Source organism: Arthrobacter sp. R4-81 (genome assembly GCF_054792365.1).
Window position 1 is genome coordinate 4,373,708 of the sequence record NZ_CP096445.1, and the last position, 15,492, is coordinate 4,389,199.

The 15,492-nt window shown below is 60.8% G+C and carries 17 protein-coding genes and 2 pseudogenes; 7 read left to right on the forward strand and 12 right to left on the reverse strand.

All coding sequences use genetic code 11. The annotated features are described in order from the left end of the window. Positions 1-6 precede the first annotated feature (6 nt). On the reverse strand, positions 7-243 hold the full coding sequence (locus M1E05_RS20200; RefSeq protein WP_461164034.1) for a hypothetical protein: 237 nt from the start codon (positions 241-243) through the stop codon (positions 7-9). A gap of 296 nt (positions 244-539) precedes the next feature. Here M1E05_RS20200 and M1E05_RS20205 point away from each other — a divergent pair. Continuing rightward, a pseudogene (locus tag M1E05_RS20205) lies at positions 540-1,235 on the forward strand (ScbA/BarX family gamma-butyrolactone biosynthesis protein); the annotation flags it as partial. Between the two features lie 112 nt (positions 1,236-1,347). Here M1E05_RS20205 and M1E05_RS20210 read toward each other — a convergent pair. Then, entirely contained in the window at positions 1,348-2,010 is a 663-nt protein-coding gene (locus M1E05_RS20210; protein ID WP_461164035.1) for a ScbR family autoregulator-binding transcription factor, read from the reverse strand. A gap of 92 nt (positions 2,011-2,102) precedes the next feature. Between M1E05_RS20210 and M1E05_RS20215 the strand changes: the two genes are divergently transcribed. Further along, positions 2,103-3,044, forward strand: coding sequence for an NAD-dependent epimerase/dehydratase family protein (locus M1E05_RS20215; protein WP_461164036.1), 942 nt, complete (start codon positions 2,103-2,105; stop codon positions 3,042-3,044). 122 nt (positions 3,045-3,166) lie between these two features. Here M1E05_RS20215 and M1E05_RS20220 read toward each other — a convergent pair whose 3' ends face one another. Then, positions 3,167-3,307, reverse strand: a complete 141-nt coding sequence (locus M1E05_RS20220; protein ID WP_461164037.1) for a hypothetical protein — start codon at positions 3,305-3,307, stop codon at positions 3,167-3,169. Between M1E05_RS20220 and M1E05_RS20225 the strand changes: the two genes are divergently transcribed. Both M1E05_RS20225 and M1E05_RS20230 read left to right on the forward strand, forming a co-directional pair. Beyond that, a complete protein-coding gene (locus M1E05_RS20225; RefSeq protein ID WP_458112820.1) occupies positions 3,306-3,638 on the forward strand; it encodes a histone-like nucleoid-structuring protein Lsr2 in 333 nt (110 codons plus the stop codon). The two genes, M1E05_RS20220 and M1E05_RS20225, sit on opposite strands and share 2 nt — an antisense overlap. Before the next feature lie 308 nt (positions 3,639-3,946). After that, entirely contained in the window at positions 3,947-5,041 is a 1,095-nt protein-coding gene (locus M1E05_RS20230) for an IS110 family RNA-guided transposase (RefSeq protein ID WP_461164038.1), read from the forward strand. A 375-nt stretch (positions 5,042-5,416) separates the two neighbouring features. On the opposite strand, the gene M1E05_RS20235 is transcribed toward M1E05_RS20230, so the two are convergent. Continuing rightward, a complete protein-coding gene (locus tag M1E05_RS20235; protein WP_461164039.1) occupies positions 5,417-6,079 on the reverse strand; it encodes a helix-turn-helix transcriptional regulator in 663 nt (220 codons plus the stop codon). 109 nt (positions 6,080-6,188) lie between these two features. On the opposite strand from M1E05_RS20235, the gene M1E05_RS20240 reads away from it, so the two are divergent. Beyond that, positions 6,189-6,920 carry an alpha/beta fold hydrolase gene (locus M1E05_RS20240; RefSeq protein WP_461164040.1) on the forward strand — a complete coding sequence of 244 codons (732 nt, stop codon included), beginning with the start codon at positions 6,189-6,191 and terminating at the stop codon, positions 6,918-6,920. 185 nt (positions 6,921-7,105) lie between these two features. Continuing rightward, positions 7,106-7,319, forward strand: a pseudogene (locus tag M1E05_RS20245) (DDE-type integrase/transposase/recombinase); the annotation flags it as partial. Here the strand turns inward: M1E05_RS20245 and M1E05_RS20250 are convergent. Next, entirely contained in the window at positions 7,319-7,903 is a 585-nt protein-coding gene (locus M1E05_RS20250; protein ID WP_461164041.1) for an RNA polymerase sigma factor, read from the reverse strand. The pseudogene M1E05_RS20245 and the gene M1E05_RS20250 sit on opposite strands and share 1 nt — an antisense overlap. 279 nt (positions 7,904-8,182) lie before the next feature. Between M1E05_RS20250 and M1E05_RS20255 the strand changes: the two genes are divergently transcribed. Next, positions 8,183-8,419: a hypothetical protein gene (locus M1E05_RS20255; RefSeq protein ID WP_458112817.1), complete on the forward strand. Its 237-nt coding sequence runs from the start codon at positions 8,183-8,185 to the stop codon at positions 8,417-8,419. 229 nt (positions 8,420-8,648) lie between these two features. Here M1E05_RS20255 and M1E05_RS20260 read toward each other — a convergent pair whose 3' ends face one another. The 7 genes from M1E05_RS20260 to M1E05_RS20290 form a co-directional block, all read right to left on the reverse strand. Further along, on the reverse strand, positions 8,649-8,831 hold the full coding sequence (locus M1E05_RS20260) for a hypothetical protein (RefSeq protein WP_461164042.1): 183 nt from the start codon (positions 8,829-8,831) through the stop codon (positions 8,649-8,651). A 279-nt stretch (positions 8,832-9,110) separates the two neighbouring features. Further along, on the reverse strand, positions 9,111-9,350 hold the full coding sequence (locus M1E05_RS20265) for a hypothetical protein (RefSeq protein WP_458112815.1): 240 nt from the start codon (positions 9,348-9,350) through the stop codon (positions 9,111-9,113). A gap of 162 nt (positions 9,351-9,512) precedes the next feature. Beyond that, a complete protein-coding gene (locus tag M1E05_RS20270) occupies positions 9,513-10,931 on the reverse strand; it encodes a sigma-70 family RNA polymerase sigma factor (RefSeq protein WP_458112814.1) in 1,419 nt (472 codons plus the stop codon). A 225-nt stretch (positions 10,932-11,156) separates the two neighbouring features. Continuing rightward, positions 11,157-11,936, reverse strand: coding sequence for a 3-oxoacyl-ACP reductase (locus M1E05_RS20275; protein WP_458112813.1), 780 nt, complete (start codon positions 11,934-11,936; stop codon positions 11,157-11,159). A 28-nt stretch (positions 11,937-11,964) separates the two neighbouring features. Continuing rightward, positions 11,965-13,332 (reverse strand): aldehyde dehydrogenase family protein, encoded by a 1,368-nt coding sequence (locus M1E05_RS20280; protein ID WP_458112812.1) that lies wholly within the window; start codon positions 13,330-13,332, stop codon positions 11,965-11,967. Beyond that, entirely contained in the window at positions 13,313-14,080 is a 768-nt protein-coding gene (locus M1E05_RS20285; RefSeq protein ID WP_461164043.1) for a gamma-glutamyl-gamma-aminobutyrate hydrolase family protein, read from the reverse strand. Before M1E05_RS20285 ends, M1E05_RS20280 begins: the two co-directional genes overlap by 20 nt. After that, a complete protein-coding gene (locus M1E05_RS20290; RefSeq protein WP_461164044.1) occupies positions 14,061-15,470 on the reverse strand; it encodes a glutamine synthetase family protein in 1,410 nt (469 codons plus the stop codon). The genes M1E05_RS20285 and M1E05_RS20290 overlap by 20 nt, the downstream gene beginning before the upstream one ends. Positions 15,471-15,492: the final 22 nt, after the last annotated feature.

Here is a 15,492-nt window from a genome sequence, read left to right on the forward strand (position 1 = left end):
GGGTGGCTAGCCGCGCCGCCCGGCGTCGTTGTCGACTCCTGGCACATTCTGATCAGAGATTACGGTGCCGGCCAACCGTTCCAGAGAACGGAGCAATGAACCGGTCTGCCGCATTGCCAGAACAGGATCCACCGGCCTCGCCGTCTGGGTTACGTCGAGATAAGCAGCCCAGGCTCCTTGAAGGTTCTCGAATTCCCGGCGTCCTACAGAAACAGTGAGCCGCCTTCCTGATTCTTCAGGCATGTGCCACTCCTAATGATCCGATCAGTACTTGGCCTCAAGGGCGCGGTGGGCAGCCTTCCGGGGGATGAGATTGTGGCCCGCCCCCAAAAATGCGCTGCGCATTGGCCACAGTACTAGCCTGTAACGGAATAAGCCATACGACCGGTATGCTTTTGCCACCAGCTCGTTGTGGAAGGGGGACCATGCATTTTGGTCGTGGGAGACGCAGCGGTGCGCCTGCTCGCGATGGAGGTGTCACGTTCAGCAGCACCGTTCCACGGGAGTTGGTACACCGCTGGGGACTTTCCGAGGTCTTTATGACTGATATCCGCAGAGCAGGCGACGGCCGCTACATTGCAGGCGCTCAATGGCCACGAATGCACACCTTTTACCATCCGATTCCTCGGGTCTACGACTCGGCGTTGATTGTGGAATCGCTTCGGCAGGCTACGATCCTCTCAGCTCATTCGATGGAGGGCGTGCCCCTCGGTCAGGTCTTCCTCTTACCGGAGATGGCCGTTCAAGCCCTCGACGGGTACTCTCGCGATCCCAGCACACCGACAAACGTTCATATCAGTCTTGACGTGGATGTCCTGCAACGGACTCCCCGGGGACCCGCGAAATTACATGTCAAGGCACGGTTTTATGTGAACGGCGATTGCATCGCGACAGGGACAGCGGGTGCCCGTGTGGTAGACCCCTCCGCATATGCCCGCATGCGGCTCCGATCCGAAACCCGAGATCCGCCCAGGCCGACCGTCGCAGTGCCACCGGAGCAGGTGGGTCAGCGGCACTCCGGCCATGTGGTTATCGGCGAAAGCTCCCGCGATGGGACGTGGCCGCTGCACGTCGACAAGACGAATCCCATCATGTTTGACCATCCCCTGGACCACGTCCCGGGGGCTCTCCTGCTGGAAGCCATCCGCCAGGCGCTCCGGGCTCACACGAGGCAGCCTCACCTGGATTTTGTGAGCTTCGACGCCGCGTTCCTGAAAATCGTTGAGCTCAACGACAAAGCTGACGTTTCTATCTTCCCCAGCAAGAGCCATCACAACCGCACTAAAGCCACCGCCGAAATCAGGGTCGACGCGGATGTGTGCGTGGTGCTGACGTGCGAGTTTGAGCTCATGCCTGAGAGTTCGGATGGAACATTGTGTCCGCGACACTCAGACGGACCAGCTTCAGGAACTCATCCTGTTTCGAGTCTGGCACCAGTGAGGGGAGCAGGATCGACCACATGTCCTCAATCCGCTCCAGCACATCCGCGCGTTCAGTGAGAATCGCGGACAGCATCTGTACTCCAGTGAATGACGCCACAAGGTACCGGGCGAAAGCAGCAGCGTCCACTGCATCTTTGATTTCACCTTTTGCCTGGCCCTGCCGGGTCAAGCTCTCCATAGTGTGGATCCAGTCGTGATAAGGCTTAGTGACCTGCTGCCCGAAAGCGGAGGCTTCGAGAGTCAATCGCACACCTGCACGGACTACTGGTTCCCTGACCAGTTGTCTGGCGAAACTTCCACAAATCATGACCATAGTAGACAAAGCATCGCGTCCATACGACGCCGTACGCCTGGCTTCTTCAGTAACAAGGGCATGCTGTGCCTCGATGACAGCAAGGGCCAGGTCTTCCTTGGAACTGAAGTGAAAGTACAGGGCACCCTTCGTCACACCTGCCCGTTCGGCTACAGTACTCAGGCTCGCACTGCCATAGCCTGCTTCTTCGAACACTGCAGCGGCCCCGGCAACTATGGAGCCCCTCGTCACCCTCGCACGTTCCTGCACAGGCATATATACAATTCCTCGTTGACTGGATGTGCCACCAAACTCGGGGCGTCGTCCCACACAAGACCAAGAACCCTCCCCGCCTGGCAGAGCGAATCATGAAAAAAGGTTCGCGGAAGCCGATAGTTCTGCTCACAGGCGCATCCGGATTCATCGGCCGCAGCATCCTTGAAGCCATCACCGCACGCGGCGAAAACGACCTTCGCATCTTGGCACGTCCGACGACAGTCCTCCCGGAGAGCAGTAAGGCCAGCATATACGTCGGGGACATTACAGACGTCGACAGCCTCAACAGTGCGCTCGCTGGAGCCGACACAATTGTTAACGCTGCCACGTACACCGGCGCAGACGCCACAACGGCCACTGAGGTCAACTCGGACGGCACCGGCAATCTTCTCGATGCCGCCGCCCGAAACAGTGTCTCGCGGTTCATACAGATCAGCACCACGTCCGTTTACGGAACAGGCCCACACCGAGGAGAGGGCACTTCACTCCCCTATGCACCCGAATCCGCTGCAAGCCGCTCACGGGCGTCAGCTGAACGTCTGGTCCTGAATGCCGGAGGCAGTGTAATTCGCACTGGGCTGATCTACGGCCAGGGAGACAAATGGTTTATCCCGGCCCTGATTCGCATGGCTACCGTCGTGGGTGGACCAGTTGGTGACGGCAGCTCAAAACTGTCCGTGATCGACGTAGGGCATCTGGGCCAGCTGATCTCAGCTCTAATAGGTCCGGGCTTAGGCGTCGGGATTTCGGGGCCATTCCACGCCGCTGAACCAGAACCGGTGACTGTTGCACGGCTACTGCTTGACATCCAAGACAAGATCATCGGGCCACTGGGGTCAGCCTCGACGGATTTTGAACGCTCCCTTATCCTCCTTCTCCAAAGCGGATTCACCAGTCATCAAGCCGCTCTGCTCTCGCAAGACCATTGGTATGAGTCGGACCGGTTGTGGGCCCTCACCGGCCTGAAGCCCCGAGCCTTCACGATTTCTGCGGAAGCGGCCCTCTGGTACCGCCATTTCACCAAGCGCTACTGACAGAGCCTTTCGGACTAAGCCCGCTGCCTGTTAAGCGGCTCGACGGCGTCCTGCGTCACGATTAGCCGTTTTCACAGTCTTAAGGAGTGTTCGGGCACAGGCATATCAGCTGCCCGCATGCATTAATCCGCCGAGGATCCTGCAGTACGCCGGCGGAGGGGGATTCTGGCGGTGTAAGCGCTGGATTCCTGCGGCCGGTTGTGAAGCAGTCCGCAACCGGCCGCACCTGCCAGCACAGACTCTGAATAAAGGATGACTTTCATGGCAAGAAAGATAGTGACCGAATTCGTCGATGATCTGGACGGAACCACGGCCGACCGAACCGTGTCTTTTATGATTGATGGGACTGACTACGAAATTGATCTATCGGCCATGAATGCCGCTGCATTGAGGGAGCTGCTTACGCCCTACATGACAGCTGGGCGGAAGGTAACTGCCAGGAATCGCCGAGAAAAAGCCGTCCGCCAAGCCCGACGAGCTCCGTCCAACCCGTCCAGCATTCGTGAATGGGCTGAACGAAATGGCTATGCAGCCAACAGCAGGGGAAGGCTACCCGCTGAGATCCTGGACGCCCACGAGCTAGCCACTGCCTGACTTTAAGAGGCAAAACCCCTGGCTAGACGATATGTAGCAGGAGGTGCGACCGGCGAACCGCGGGGGCCTGGTCCTTCTGTAGGCTCATTGTCGCCGGACCCAACCGGAGCGTCCAGCTTATGTGCGAGGGTCTTAGCAATGGGGGCGGCGGACGCTCCGGATCCTGTTTCCGGCGCCGATGGCCTCTATCAGAAGGACCAGGAAGTGTGGTCGAAGAGGCTGGAACCTCCTTTTCAAAACAAGGCGTGGGTTGCCTGCCACACTTGGCGGACAGGTAGAGCCACATTTGAAATTTGGAGGTTCCAGCTATGTTCGAGCGTACAAGCGTTGGCTTGGATGTCCATGCCCGCACCGTTGCCTCATGCGCGTTGGACGCGCAGACCGGCGAAATCATCATGCACCGGATGACTCCGGATCATCGTGAGATTCTGGCCTGGATTTCGTCCCTGCCATCGCCGGTCAGAGCCGTTTACGAGGCGGGCCCGACAGGCTTCGGCCTGGCCAGGTTCCTGCTTGCTGCCGGGATCGACACGCTGGTCGCGGCACCGTCCAAGCTCCAGCGCCCGTCCGGGGACCGGGTAAAGACTGATGCGAAAGATGCGCTGCATCTCGCCCGGCTGCTGAAGCTGGGCGAGATCACCCCGGTCCGCATTCCCTCGGCTGACCAGGAAGCGGCACGGGATCTGGTCCGCGCCCGCGAAGACGTTCGAGGGGACCTGATGCGTTCGCGGCACCGGATCTCCAAACTCCTGCTGCGGCAGGGCATCGTTTATTCGGGCGGGCAGGCCTGGACCGGAACGCATGAACTGTGGCTGGCCCGCCAGCGTTTCGACGCTCCGGCCCGGCAGTTGACCTATGAGTCCTCCCTTGAGGCGATGCATGAGATCTCAGACCGCCGCGACCGCCTCGATCAAGCGATTACTGCGATGGCATATGGAAGCGAATACACCCCGGTTGTCCGCGCCCTGCAATGCCTGCGCGGCATCTCGACGCTCACCGCATTTGGACTGGCCGTGGAGATCGGCGACTGGGACCGGTTCACCGGCTCCACGATCGGCGCTTACCTCGGACTGGTCCCGACTGAGCATTCTTCCGGACAGTCCCGGTCCTTGGGGTCCATCACGAAAACAGGCAACAGCCATGCCCGCCGGCTGCTCGTTGAGGCGGCCTGGCACCACCGCAGGCCCTATAACAACCCGTCCCGGCTGATGCGGTCCCGCTGGGAACAAGCCACTGCAGAAGCGAGAACCCGGGGACACGCAGGGAACCGGCGCCTGCACGAACGATGGCTCAGCTACCTTGTACGCCGCAAGCGCCCGGTCATCGCCAATGTCGCCATCGCCCGCGAGCTCTCCGGGTGGTGCTGGTCCCTCGCCACCGGCACACATCCGGCCAGCCCCTGATTTCGTTCAGGCTCTTCCTCCGTCTCCTCCAAGACAGCAAACACCCCCCGGAAAGATCCAGTTGAACAGTGTGGTTCCTTGCAGCGCGTGGAGTAAACCCGCGATACACCTATGGGCAACCGGAAACGGCGACGCCCGTCATTGCTAGACCAGCGGTAACCTCCAGCCGAACACTTCGTCCTGCGGTAACCAACCCGCGCATATCAGTCTGACCGCGCAGTCGCCAACGACACGCTCGCCACAAACCAACGACTCTTCCCGTGGGCAAAAAAGGAAACGGTCCCAGGCAACCCAGCCCGCGGACCGCTTCCTCATGCTCTTGACAAACTAAACCTACATATCAGTTGTACTGACCGGATACGTTGATTGAGTGGTTCACTCGCCAGGACCCTGTACCGGTCTGGCGTTCGCTGGGGGTTCTCCGACCTCGTGGATGGTGTGGCCGCTGCAGGCCGCCTTAGTTACGGTGGCCTGCTCGATGCGCGACACGGTAAACCATCGGATTGCGTCGCGCATTCGGCACCATCCAATTAGGTACCACTGGCCGTTCGTGGAGGCGAACAGCACGGGCTCGACGTCGCGGGTGGTCGTGGTCTCGTCTCTCGATGTGTAGCGAATACGGATTACTCGCTGCTCGGCCATCGCCTCCTCCAGTGCCGACTTGATTGCGCGCGAGGACGAGGGAAGCGCATTGACCCAGACGCGGTGGGCCAGCTTGTCGGCTCGTGCGCGGGTTTTGGGATCGAGGACGTCCAGGATCTTCTGGATACCTGCTGCTGCCAGATCGGCGTAGGGGGCATCGGGTGCAGCGGACACGGCTGACATGAGCGCCACTGCCTGCGCTGGGGACAGGCTGACGGGTGGCAGGGACGCGCCGACAGCCAATCCGTAGCCACCGCCCGGACCTGGGCGCGACCATAGAGGGGCACCGCTGTTCTCCAGCGCATCGAGGTCTCTCTTGATTGTGCGCACGGACACCTCGAACTCTCTCGCCAACCGTTCGGCGGAGACCCCCCGCGCGCCGTTGCGGCGCAACATTTCTGATAGGGCATGGAGCCGTTCTGCTCGCTTCACTGCTCTGACCCAGGCAAATTCATGACATAAATAGTGACATACCAATGTCCATAGGGCCTGCGAGAGTTGTGACATGACAACCGCCATGAGCAGTCCGACCATCATTCTCATCGCCGGCCACTGGCTGGGCGCTTGGGCGTGGGATGAGGTTCTTGAACACCTGAAAACCGACCATTCTCGTGCCATCGCGATGACACTGCCCGGTCTCGACGCGCACGATCCTGAGCGTGCGACTAAAACCCTCGACGTCCAGGCTGAAGCAATCCTGGACGTCATTACTCAACACGGTAATCAGCCTGCAATTCTCGTCGCCCACAGTGGGGCTAACGCTCCCGTCAGCCTCGTCATGGACCGATACCCTGAGCTTGTCCACCGGGTAGTGTGGGTCGACTCCGGCCCTGTAGCGACGGGAAGTGTCTTCGCCCCAGACCTCCCGGAGGAGTTGGAGGAGCTTCCGCTGCCGCCCTTCGACGTCCTCGCACAGCAGGCGAGCCTCGAAGGCCTGAGCGAAGAGGCGCTCGAGCAGTTTCGGGCCCGAGCCGTCCCTGAGCCGGGCCCCGTGCTTCGTCAGCCCATTGAGCTCACCAACGACGCCCGCCGCAAGGTCCGGACGACCCTGGTCTGTTGCTCAATCCCTAGTGCGCAGGTGCTAGAGCTGGCCCAAACCGGTCATCCCATGTTCACCGAAGTCGCGAACCTTGAACACCTCGACGTCATTGACCTCCCGACGGGCCATTGGCCTATGTGGAGCAGTCCCCGCGACCTCGCCAAGGCCATTCAGTCAGAGGCTTCGCGAACCAACTGAACTGCACGCACAATTCAAGGGGTCAGCCGAATCCGGCTGGCCCCTTTCCCGTTTCTGAGGGAATTCATGACCCACCCAAACGCTGCTCTCACACCGCGCCACCGGCTAAAGGTCGCCCGCCTCGTCGTCGATGACGGTTGGCCGATCAGCGAAGCTGCCGCCCGATTCCAGGTCTCGTGGCCCACGCCAAGACACCCGGCAAACCGCGCAACGAACACAGTAACCCACTTCTGGGCTACGCCTACGTCCACACGTTCATCGACGGCCATTCCCGCGTCGCCTACGCCGAAACATGATGATGAAAGCGCTCAAACTGCCACAGCGGTGCTCGTTTGCGCTGTCGAGTGGTTCAACCAGCGGGGCATCACCGTCGAGCGCGTTCTGTCTGACCAGTACAGCTAGTCCTCTAGTGGTGGATTTACTACCCTTTGGCTCTCTTCGGAGAGCACGTTGGCGTAGGCCTCCCGTAGTCCGGCCCGCGCCCGTCTTACCAATGCGGACACCGCGTTGGGTTTTATGCCCAGGGCAGGTCCTATCCGCCGAGGCGGCTCCTGCAGGACATCGGCATACCAGAGTGCGGTTTGCCACCGCGCAGGCAAGGACTGCAGAGCTGCCAGTATTCGTTCGTTGCCATCCCGTTCGAAAACCCGGTGCAGCCGGTCGTCGTCGGTAGGGCCCTGTGTTGCATCCAGCACGCCGGCTTCCACCGGCACTTCCCTCGAATTCTTACTCCACCACTCCGCGGCACAGCTCTTGATTGCCGTAAAGAGGTAGCCCAGAAAATTCTCATGCGGCCCCTTTCCGTTAGCCACCGTACTGATGGTTTTGGCGAAGGCCTCCTGCACAAGATCTTTCGCGTCATGCTCGGTCCGAACCAGTCCCCGGGCAAATGACAGTGCATCAGCGGCATGCCGCCGATACAACACATCTGCCGCTTCCTTGCTCCCAGCCCTCAGCGCCGTTAGCAGCGCGGGATCCCCCATCCCACCTGTTCCAAGCCGTGGTTCGCCTGAAGCCCCTTGTAAAGCCAACCTGGTTTGTTCCGTTCGTTCATCAGTACAGGCCCGACGCCAAGTACCCAAGTAGTTGGAACTAACGGGTGGTAATTCATGACGAGATCTTTTGAATGATCCACATGCTGGGCAGGCAGATCCCGCATAGTGGTCGTTTTCGACCGGCCAATATTCATCCCGACGTCGATTCTCAATCGATCCATCATTTCCTTCGCGTCACGATTCGCTTTCCCGGGAGTCAATCAGGGCATGAATGAAGAACACCTCCAGCTGAAGAACGTTCAGGAGGCAGCCACAGTGACAGCATCGGTGGGTGCCAGGCAATTCGGAAAGCTGAAGCACGAATGGTCCGAATACTGTTCCATCACAGACCCGCGTAACGGACCGATTGATCCAGTTGAGGCCCTGCACCGGACAGGAACTCTCATCCACGCCGTCGGTGAGGTGATTGTTTCCGCAAAATCCACCAATCAGGGTCCCTCATAAGTCCACTCGTCTCATGACGAATCAGCGCCGTCATGAAAAGCCGGCATCGAGGGTATACAGCTGTGCAGGATGGCTACGCAGCCCTTGTCCTGCGGTAAGTCCCCTTTACCGCAGATGGCACTGCACCGAGGCGGAGCAGCACAAATGCTTCCGCAAGGGGCTGGCGGTATCCGCAAACCTTGAGACGTGATCGGATACCGCCTGCCCCAGATCAGGCCAGGCCTGACCCTCACATGGTCAGCCCGGGCTGCGCCTTTCCATTCTCGGGGGCAATGCCCGTGCCCGCTGCACGCAGAAGCACACTGGCAAAGGCCACTCGGAGGGCTGTGCGCGCATCTTCAAGGACGGCTGAAAACAGCTCCGGACTTATCTGCAGTAATGGTCCGGCCTCGGTCGGAGTCAAGCCCTGCATATCGGAATACCAGAGGGCCCGACGCCAATCTTCCGGAAGGGTGACAAATGCCCCGATCACGTAAGTACCCGCTGCCTGCCTATGGCAAACCCCAGCCCTCTCCGTCACGGACGGCGCTGATGGGAAAGGATCGATTCTGGACATTCGGGCTCCGCAGGCTTGGGGTCCCGAGCAACTCGGAACAGGGGAATGCCCCAACGCAACCACCCGCAGATAAATCGGGTGACTTTTGGTCATAAAGAACACGGAAAAGTCATCGAATGACGCGGGTCTTTAGATTTAGGCCCGTTGCGGGGCATCCTCGCCATTGGATCCGCCCAACCTGGTGTCCGGCTCCAGCGTGCTCATTAGCTGCTCCAAGGCCCGGAGAACAGCACCTGTCCTCTGCATTGCCAAGACCGGGTCGACTGCTTCAAGGCTTTTGGTTGCCTGGAGGTAAGAGGCCCAAGCACCCGCGAGTTCTTCGAACTCCCGACGGCCCACAAACAAGGTAAGCCGCCCTCCCGATTCATCAGGCATGCCTATTCCCCTCAAAATTGATACGTATGCTGATTAATTCCCAATACTACGGGCTTGAAGGGCCGACCCCTCCAGTAGCAGGCCCAGGAATCGCGGCGATGTTCAAAAACCTCCCCGGTCGCCTTATAACTCGACGTAGCCTGGCTTCTATGCTGGCTGTTCCTAAATGCTGAAGCACAAGTCAAAAATGATGGGGCAGATTGGTTCACGCGGGGGGTCAGTAGGCCTAACGGTCGGAGTCGGGGTGGGGGTCGGGGTTGGCGTGGGGGCCGGAGTCAATGTCAGTGTCGGAGCAGGGGTGGGGGTTACTGTCGGAGTCGGAGTCCGCGTTGGTGTAGGCGTTGGAGTCTGTGTGGCCGGTGGGGAGGTTACAGCGGTGGGCGCCGGTGCTGGAGTCGAGGTGGGAGACGCCGTCGGCCTGGCCGGAACACCTCCCCCAGCACTACGCGGGCCAGCGGCAGGAACTGGCGGCCAAGGCCCCACAGGTGCCATTCCGTGAAAGGCGCCGGTGTCAGGTTCAGCGAATCGGGACCCTGCCGGGTAATCCGAGCCCGGTGAGCCGGGGTCCTCCGCAGGCAAGGGCCCGGAGGTGGGGGGCGGCGCTGTGTTGGTGATTGCGGGAGGCAGCTCCGGACTTGCAGGAACTGCTCGGCTCAACTCAGTTTCATGCGGGGGCGGGGCAGCGTTCGGCCCGCCGCTGACGAGACCACCCGCTACGGCGACGGCGGCCACAGCTCCGACTGCCAGAGCCGCTACGCCCGCGGCAGCCGCCGTTCTTGGCCAACGCGAAGGGAAACGGTCTTGCAGAGAGAAGCGGGCGCCGCCCAGGGCAGGGCCAAGGAGCACAAAGGGGGCAACGATGCCCCTCATTGTCGCTCCGACGTCGGTCAGCTGAGCCAGGACTTTGGCGCAGTCTTCACAGTCGCGGGTGTGTTCGTTCACCTTCCGCCGATCACGAGCGGAGCTTGTCCCCAGCACCGTCGCTGCAAGGTAGGGAAAAGTCGGTTCGCAGCCTGACCGCAGGGGGGCATCCACATAGGCGCTGAGATAAGCCTCGCGAAGCCCTTTCCTTGCCCTTAAGAGCAGTGCTGAAACAGCCCCGGGTTCCATGCCGAGGACTGGGGCAATCTTGCGGGGTGGTTCCCGTTCCACTTCCGCATGCCAGAGGACAGTCATCCACCGCAGCGGGAGTGACTGGAACGCTTTCATGACCAATTCGGGGTCATCCCGCTGCAATAGGGAGGCCAGCGAGGCGTCTTCCACCGGGATATCACCGGCGTTTTCCGTGGGTGTCTCCTTGGCCTGGTTCTCCCAGTTGTCAGCGGCGACGGTGCGCACTGCCCTCAGAAAATACGGCCTAAATGCAGTTTCCGGCCCGTTGCCGCGTTCCATGGCCGAGACGACTTTGAGGAACGCTTCCTGGGTGACGTCCTCGGCGTCTGCCTTGTTGCCGGTGAGCCGCCGCGCGAACTTCAGACCGGCGTCGTGATGCCTGTTGTAGAGCACCTCCAAGGCAGTGCGGTCGCCGTCGCGGCCGGAACGGATGAGATCTTCGTCCGCAACTTCCGTTGGTTTCTGCACTGTCCTGGCACCGCCTATCAATCATTCGACTCGCGGTTTTCGCTTGAGACCCCCCGCCGCCCCACTCCGGGCTCATACTTAACCCACTCCTCACGAAATCGTGACGCCGATGCCGGCCCGTCAGGACATCTGTAAGCGGCAGAAGGCCCGGCGCATCCCAGCGCCGGGCCATGTCCCCCGTTGGTTATACTCCGGTCCACCACAGAAGCGACCCCGGAAAACGGATCACTGCGGAGTTACGTACGCTCCCGAGATTCCGCCGTCCACCAGGAATGTGGAGGCCGTCATGAAGGATGAGTCGTCACTGGCCAAGAAGGCCACTGCGGCGGCAAGTTCCTCGGGTTCGGCGAACCTGCCCAAGGGAATATGGACCAGGCGCCTGGCCGCCTTTTCCGGGTCCTTGGCGAACAGCTCCTTCAGGAGCGGCGTGTTGACCGGGCCCGGGCAGAGGGCATTGACCCGGATGCCCTGGCGGGCGAATTCGACGCCGAGTTCCCGGCTCATGGCCAGGACTCCGCCTTTGGAGGCACTGTAGGAGATCTGCGAGGTTGCCGCCCCCATTACCGCGACGAAGGAGGCGGTATTGATGATGGACCCCTTGCCTTGGGCCTGCATGTATGGCAGGGCATATTTGCAGCAGTAGAACACCGAGGTCAGGTTCACTTCCTGGACTTTGCGCCAGGCGTCGATGCCTGTGTTCAGGATGGAAGCGTCATCCGGCGGGGAGATGCCGGCGTTGTTGAAGGCAATATCAACACTTCCGTAGGTCTCGTTGGTCACGGCGTAGAGGTTCTTGACGTCCTCTTCGCTGGTGACGTCCACTTTTACGAAAAGGCCTCCCACTTCTTCTGCAGCGCGCAATCCGGCGGTGGGGTCGACGTCGGCGATCACTACCTTGGCCCCCTCAGAAGCGAGGCGGCGGGCTGTCGCCAGGCCGATTCCGCTGGCTCCACCGGTGATGACGGCGCTGCGGTCCTTGAGACGGTTTGAGATTACTTCGAACATTGCTGGCATCCTTGCTCTTGCTTAGGCGCTAAGCCCGGGTGGAAATAAAGACGTTTTTCGTTTCGGTGAAGGCGTTCAGCGCATCCGGTCCGAGTTCGCGTCCGAGGCCGGACTGTTTGAACCCTCCGAACGGGGTTGAATACCTGACCGAAGAGTGCGAGTTCACGGAAAGGTTCCCCGATTCCAGGCCGCGAGCCATCCGCAAGGCGCGTCCGACGTCTCGGGTCCAGATGGAGCCCGAAAGCCCGTATATCGAGTCGTTCGCCAGACGCAGGGCGTCCGCTTCGTCGTCGAACGGGACGACGGCGACGACGGGGCCAAAGATCTCCTCGTACATAACCCTGTCGCCGGGGGACGGAGTTAGGACTGTTGGAGGAAACCAGAAGCCCTTCCCGGTCGGAGCCGAACCGCGGAACGCAACAGGTGACCCCTCCGGGACATACCCGGAAACCGTCTGGTGCTGGGCCGCGGAAATCAGCGGACCCATGAAAGAGGACTCATCCCCCGGGTCCCCCACGTTCAAGGCCTCAACAATCGGCTGCAGCAGACCGAGGAACTCTCCATACACGCTGCGCTGGACCAGGATCCGGGAACGGGCACAGCAGTCCTGGCCTGCATTGTCAAAGGCTCCGCCCGGTGCAGCAGCAGCCGCTTCTTCCAGATCGGCATCAGCAAAGATGATGTTGGCGCTCTTGCCACCCAGTTCGAGCGTGACAGGTTTCAGCTGGTCCGCGCAGCCAGCCATGATGCGCTTGCCCACCGCTGTGGATCCCGTGAAGACCACCTTCCGGACTGCCGGATGAGTGACGAACCGCTCCCCTACCACCGAGCCCTTGCCCGGGATGATGGTCAGCACGCCATCAGGAATACCGGCCGCACGGGCGAGCTCGCCAATCCGAACGGCTGTCATCGGTGTCAGCTCTGCGGGTTTAAGGACTACCGTGTTACCCGCGGCCAGCGCGGGGGCGAAACCCCACGCTGCGATGGGCATGGGAAAGTTCCAGGGAACGATCACACCCACGACGCCGAGGGGTTCGTTGAAGGTCACGTTGATTCCCCCATCCACGGGGATCTGCTGGCCGAGGTGCCTCTCCGGCGCGGCAGCGTAGTAGGACAGAACGTCCCGGACGTTGCCCGCTTCCCAGCGGGCGTTGCCGATGGTGTGGCCTGCGTTGAGCACTTCCAGCTGGGCCAGATTCTCCAGGTCGGAATCGACGGCGGCGGCAAAGCGGCGCAGCAGCAATGCCCTGTCTGCGGGTGCGACGTGACGCCAGCTTTCGAACACCCGTGCGGCTTTTTGAATGGCCCTGTCCGTCTCTTCCAGGGTCGCCAGCTCCAGAGTGTGGATGACTTCCTCGGTGGCAGGATTTAATACCTCATACGTACTGCTGGACATCAGCAGAACCCTCCATTCGATGTGTTCTGTAACGGCGTGCTTCCTCAATGAACCCGCTGAAAAGCCGCAGGTCATTCGCGTTTTGTTCGGGGTGGAACTGGACGCCGAGAACCCAGCCGCCGGATGTTGTTTCGACTGCTTCTACCGTGCCGTCCAACGCCTCCGCTGTGACGCGAAGACCGCGTGCCACCTCATCGATGGCCTGATGGTGGTAGCAGGGCGCGCTTGCCCGCGGACCCAGCAGCTGCTCACTGATACTGCCGGAGGTTGTGGTGAATTCGACGTCCCCGAATACCCCGGGCGCAGGTTGATAATTTGCCTCAGGATTCACATCCGGAATGTGCTGGATCAGGGTTCCGCCCAACGCGACGTTCAGGATCTGGGCTCCGCGGCATATCGCGAAGAGCGGCACCTGCTTGTCCAAAGCGGCGCGGGTCAGGGCGATGTCATGGTGGTCCCGGTCGGCCTGGGAGCGTGTCAGCGAGTGAGACTGTGCCCCGTAGTGTTCAGGGCCGACGTCGGATCCCCCTGAGATGATCAGCCCGTCGAGCAACTCAACAATCGACGGATCTGTTCCTACCGGTGGTAGCAGGACTGGAGTTCCTCCGGCCGCCACCACCGCCTGGACATACGTTCCGGGCAGGATGGCAGCTTCTGAGGTCCAGACACCCCAGGAGGCCTCCTGGTAGTAGGTGGTCAGCCCGATACGCGGACGGTACGAACCAGAATCAGAGGCGCTCAAAGACACGCTTGCGCTCCCAGTCCGTCACTGCACTGTCAAAGGCCTTCAGTTCGACGTCGGCGGCGTGGACGTAGTGGTCCACCACCTCATCCCCGAAGGACTTGCGCGCAATCTCGCTGCCGGCGAGCAATGCCCGGGAATCGCGGAGGTTGCTGGGGATCCTGGCCGAATCAGAGAGGTAGGCGTTGCCGGTCATGATCGGTTCGAGCGTGAGTTCATTTTCAATGCCGTGTATCGCTGCGGCAATCAGTGATGCTGCAGCCAAGTACGGGTTGACGTCTCCTCCGCCTACCCGGTTTTCGACCCGCATCCCCCGGCCGCGGCCCACCACGCGCAGGGCGCAGCTGCGGTTGTCCAGGCCCCATGCGATGGCGGTCGGCGCAAAACTGCCCTCGACGAAGCGCTTGTAGGAATTGATGTTTGGCGCCTGGAAGTAGGCCAGTTCCCGCAGCGCAGCCAGTTGTCCCGCGATGAAGTGCTCCATCAGGGGGCTGAAACCATGCTCGCCATCCCCCGGCAGTACTGGGTTCCCGTCAAGGTCCGTAAGGCTGAAGTGGATGTGGCAGGAGCTGCCCTCGCGTTCGTTGTACTTCGCCATGAACGTGATGCTCTTGCCGTGCTGATCGGCGATTTCTTTGGCGCCGTTCTTATAGAAAGCATGGTTGTCGCACGCCGTCAGCGCCTCGGCGTAGCGGAAGGTAATTTCCTGCTGGCCGTAGTTGCACTCCCCTTTGGAAGATTCGACGACGAGTCCCGCCTTTTCCATGTTGGTCCGGATGCTGCGGATCACCGGTTCCAACCGTGCGGTGGCAAGCAGAGAGTAATCCACGTTGTAGCTCGTGGATGGGGTCAGGGCCTCGTACTTCTTGTCCCATGCTTCGGCATAGCTGTCATCGAACATGATGAACTCAAGTTCGGTGCCAATGTGCGCGCGGTAACCCAGGTTCTCCAGCCGTTCGATCTGTCCCCGCAGGATCTGCCGCGGAGACTGCACTACTGGGCTCCCGTCGAGCCAGAGGATGTCGCACTGGATCATGGCGGTACCCTCCAGCCAGGGAACCAGGCGCAGGGTGGAGACATCGGGCCTCATCACCATGTCCCCGTACCCGTTCTCCCATGACGACATGCTGTAGCCGTCAATCGTGTTCATCTCCACGTCCACGGACAGCAGGTAGTTGCAGCCTTCTGCTCCGTGGCCCAGGACGTCTTCGAGGAAGGATCTGGCACCGCATCGCTTGCCCTGTAGCCGGCCAAGGGAGTCGGTAATGGCAACTACCACTGTGTCGATTGTTCCGGCAGCCACCATCTCCCTAAGTGCGTCGACGCTCAACGGGGCATTTGATACTGATCCAGCTGATTTGTCTGAACCATCTGTTCCATTTGATTGATGTGTCATTTTCTTCCGTTACCTTGTCTTC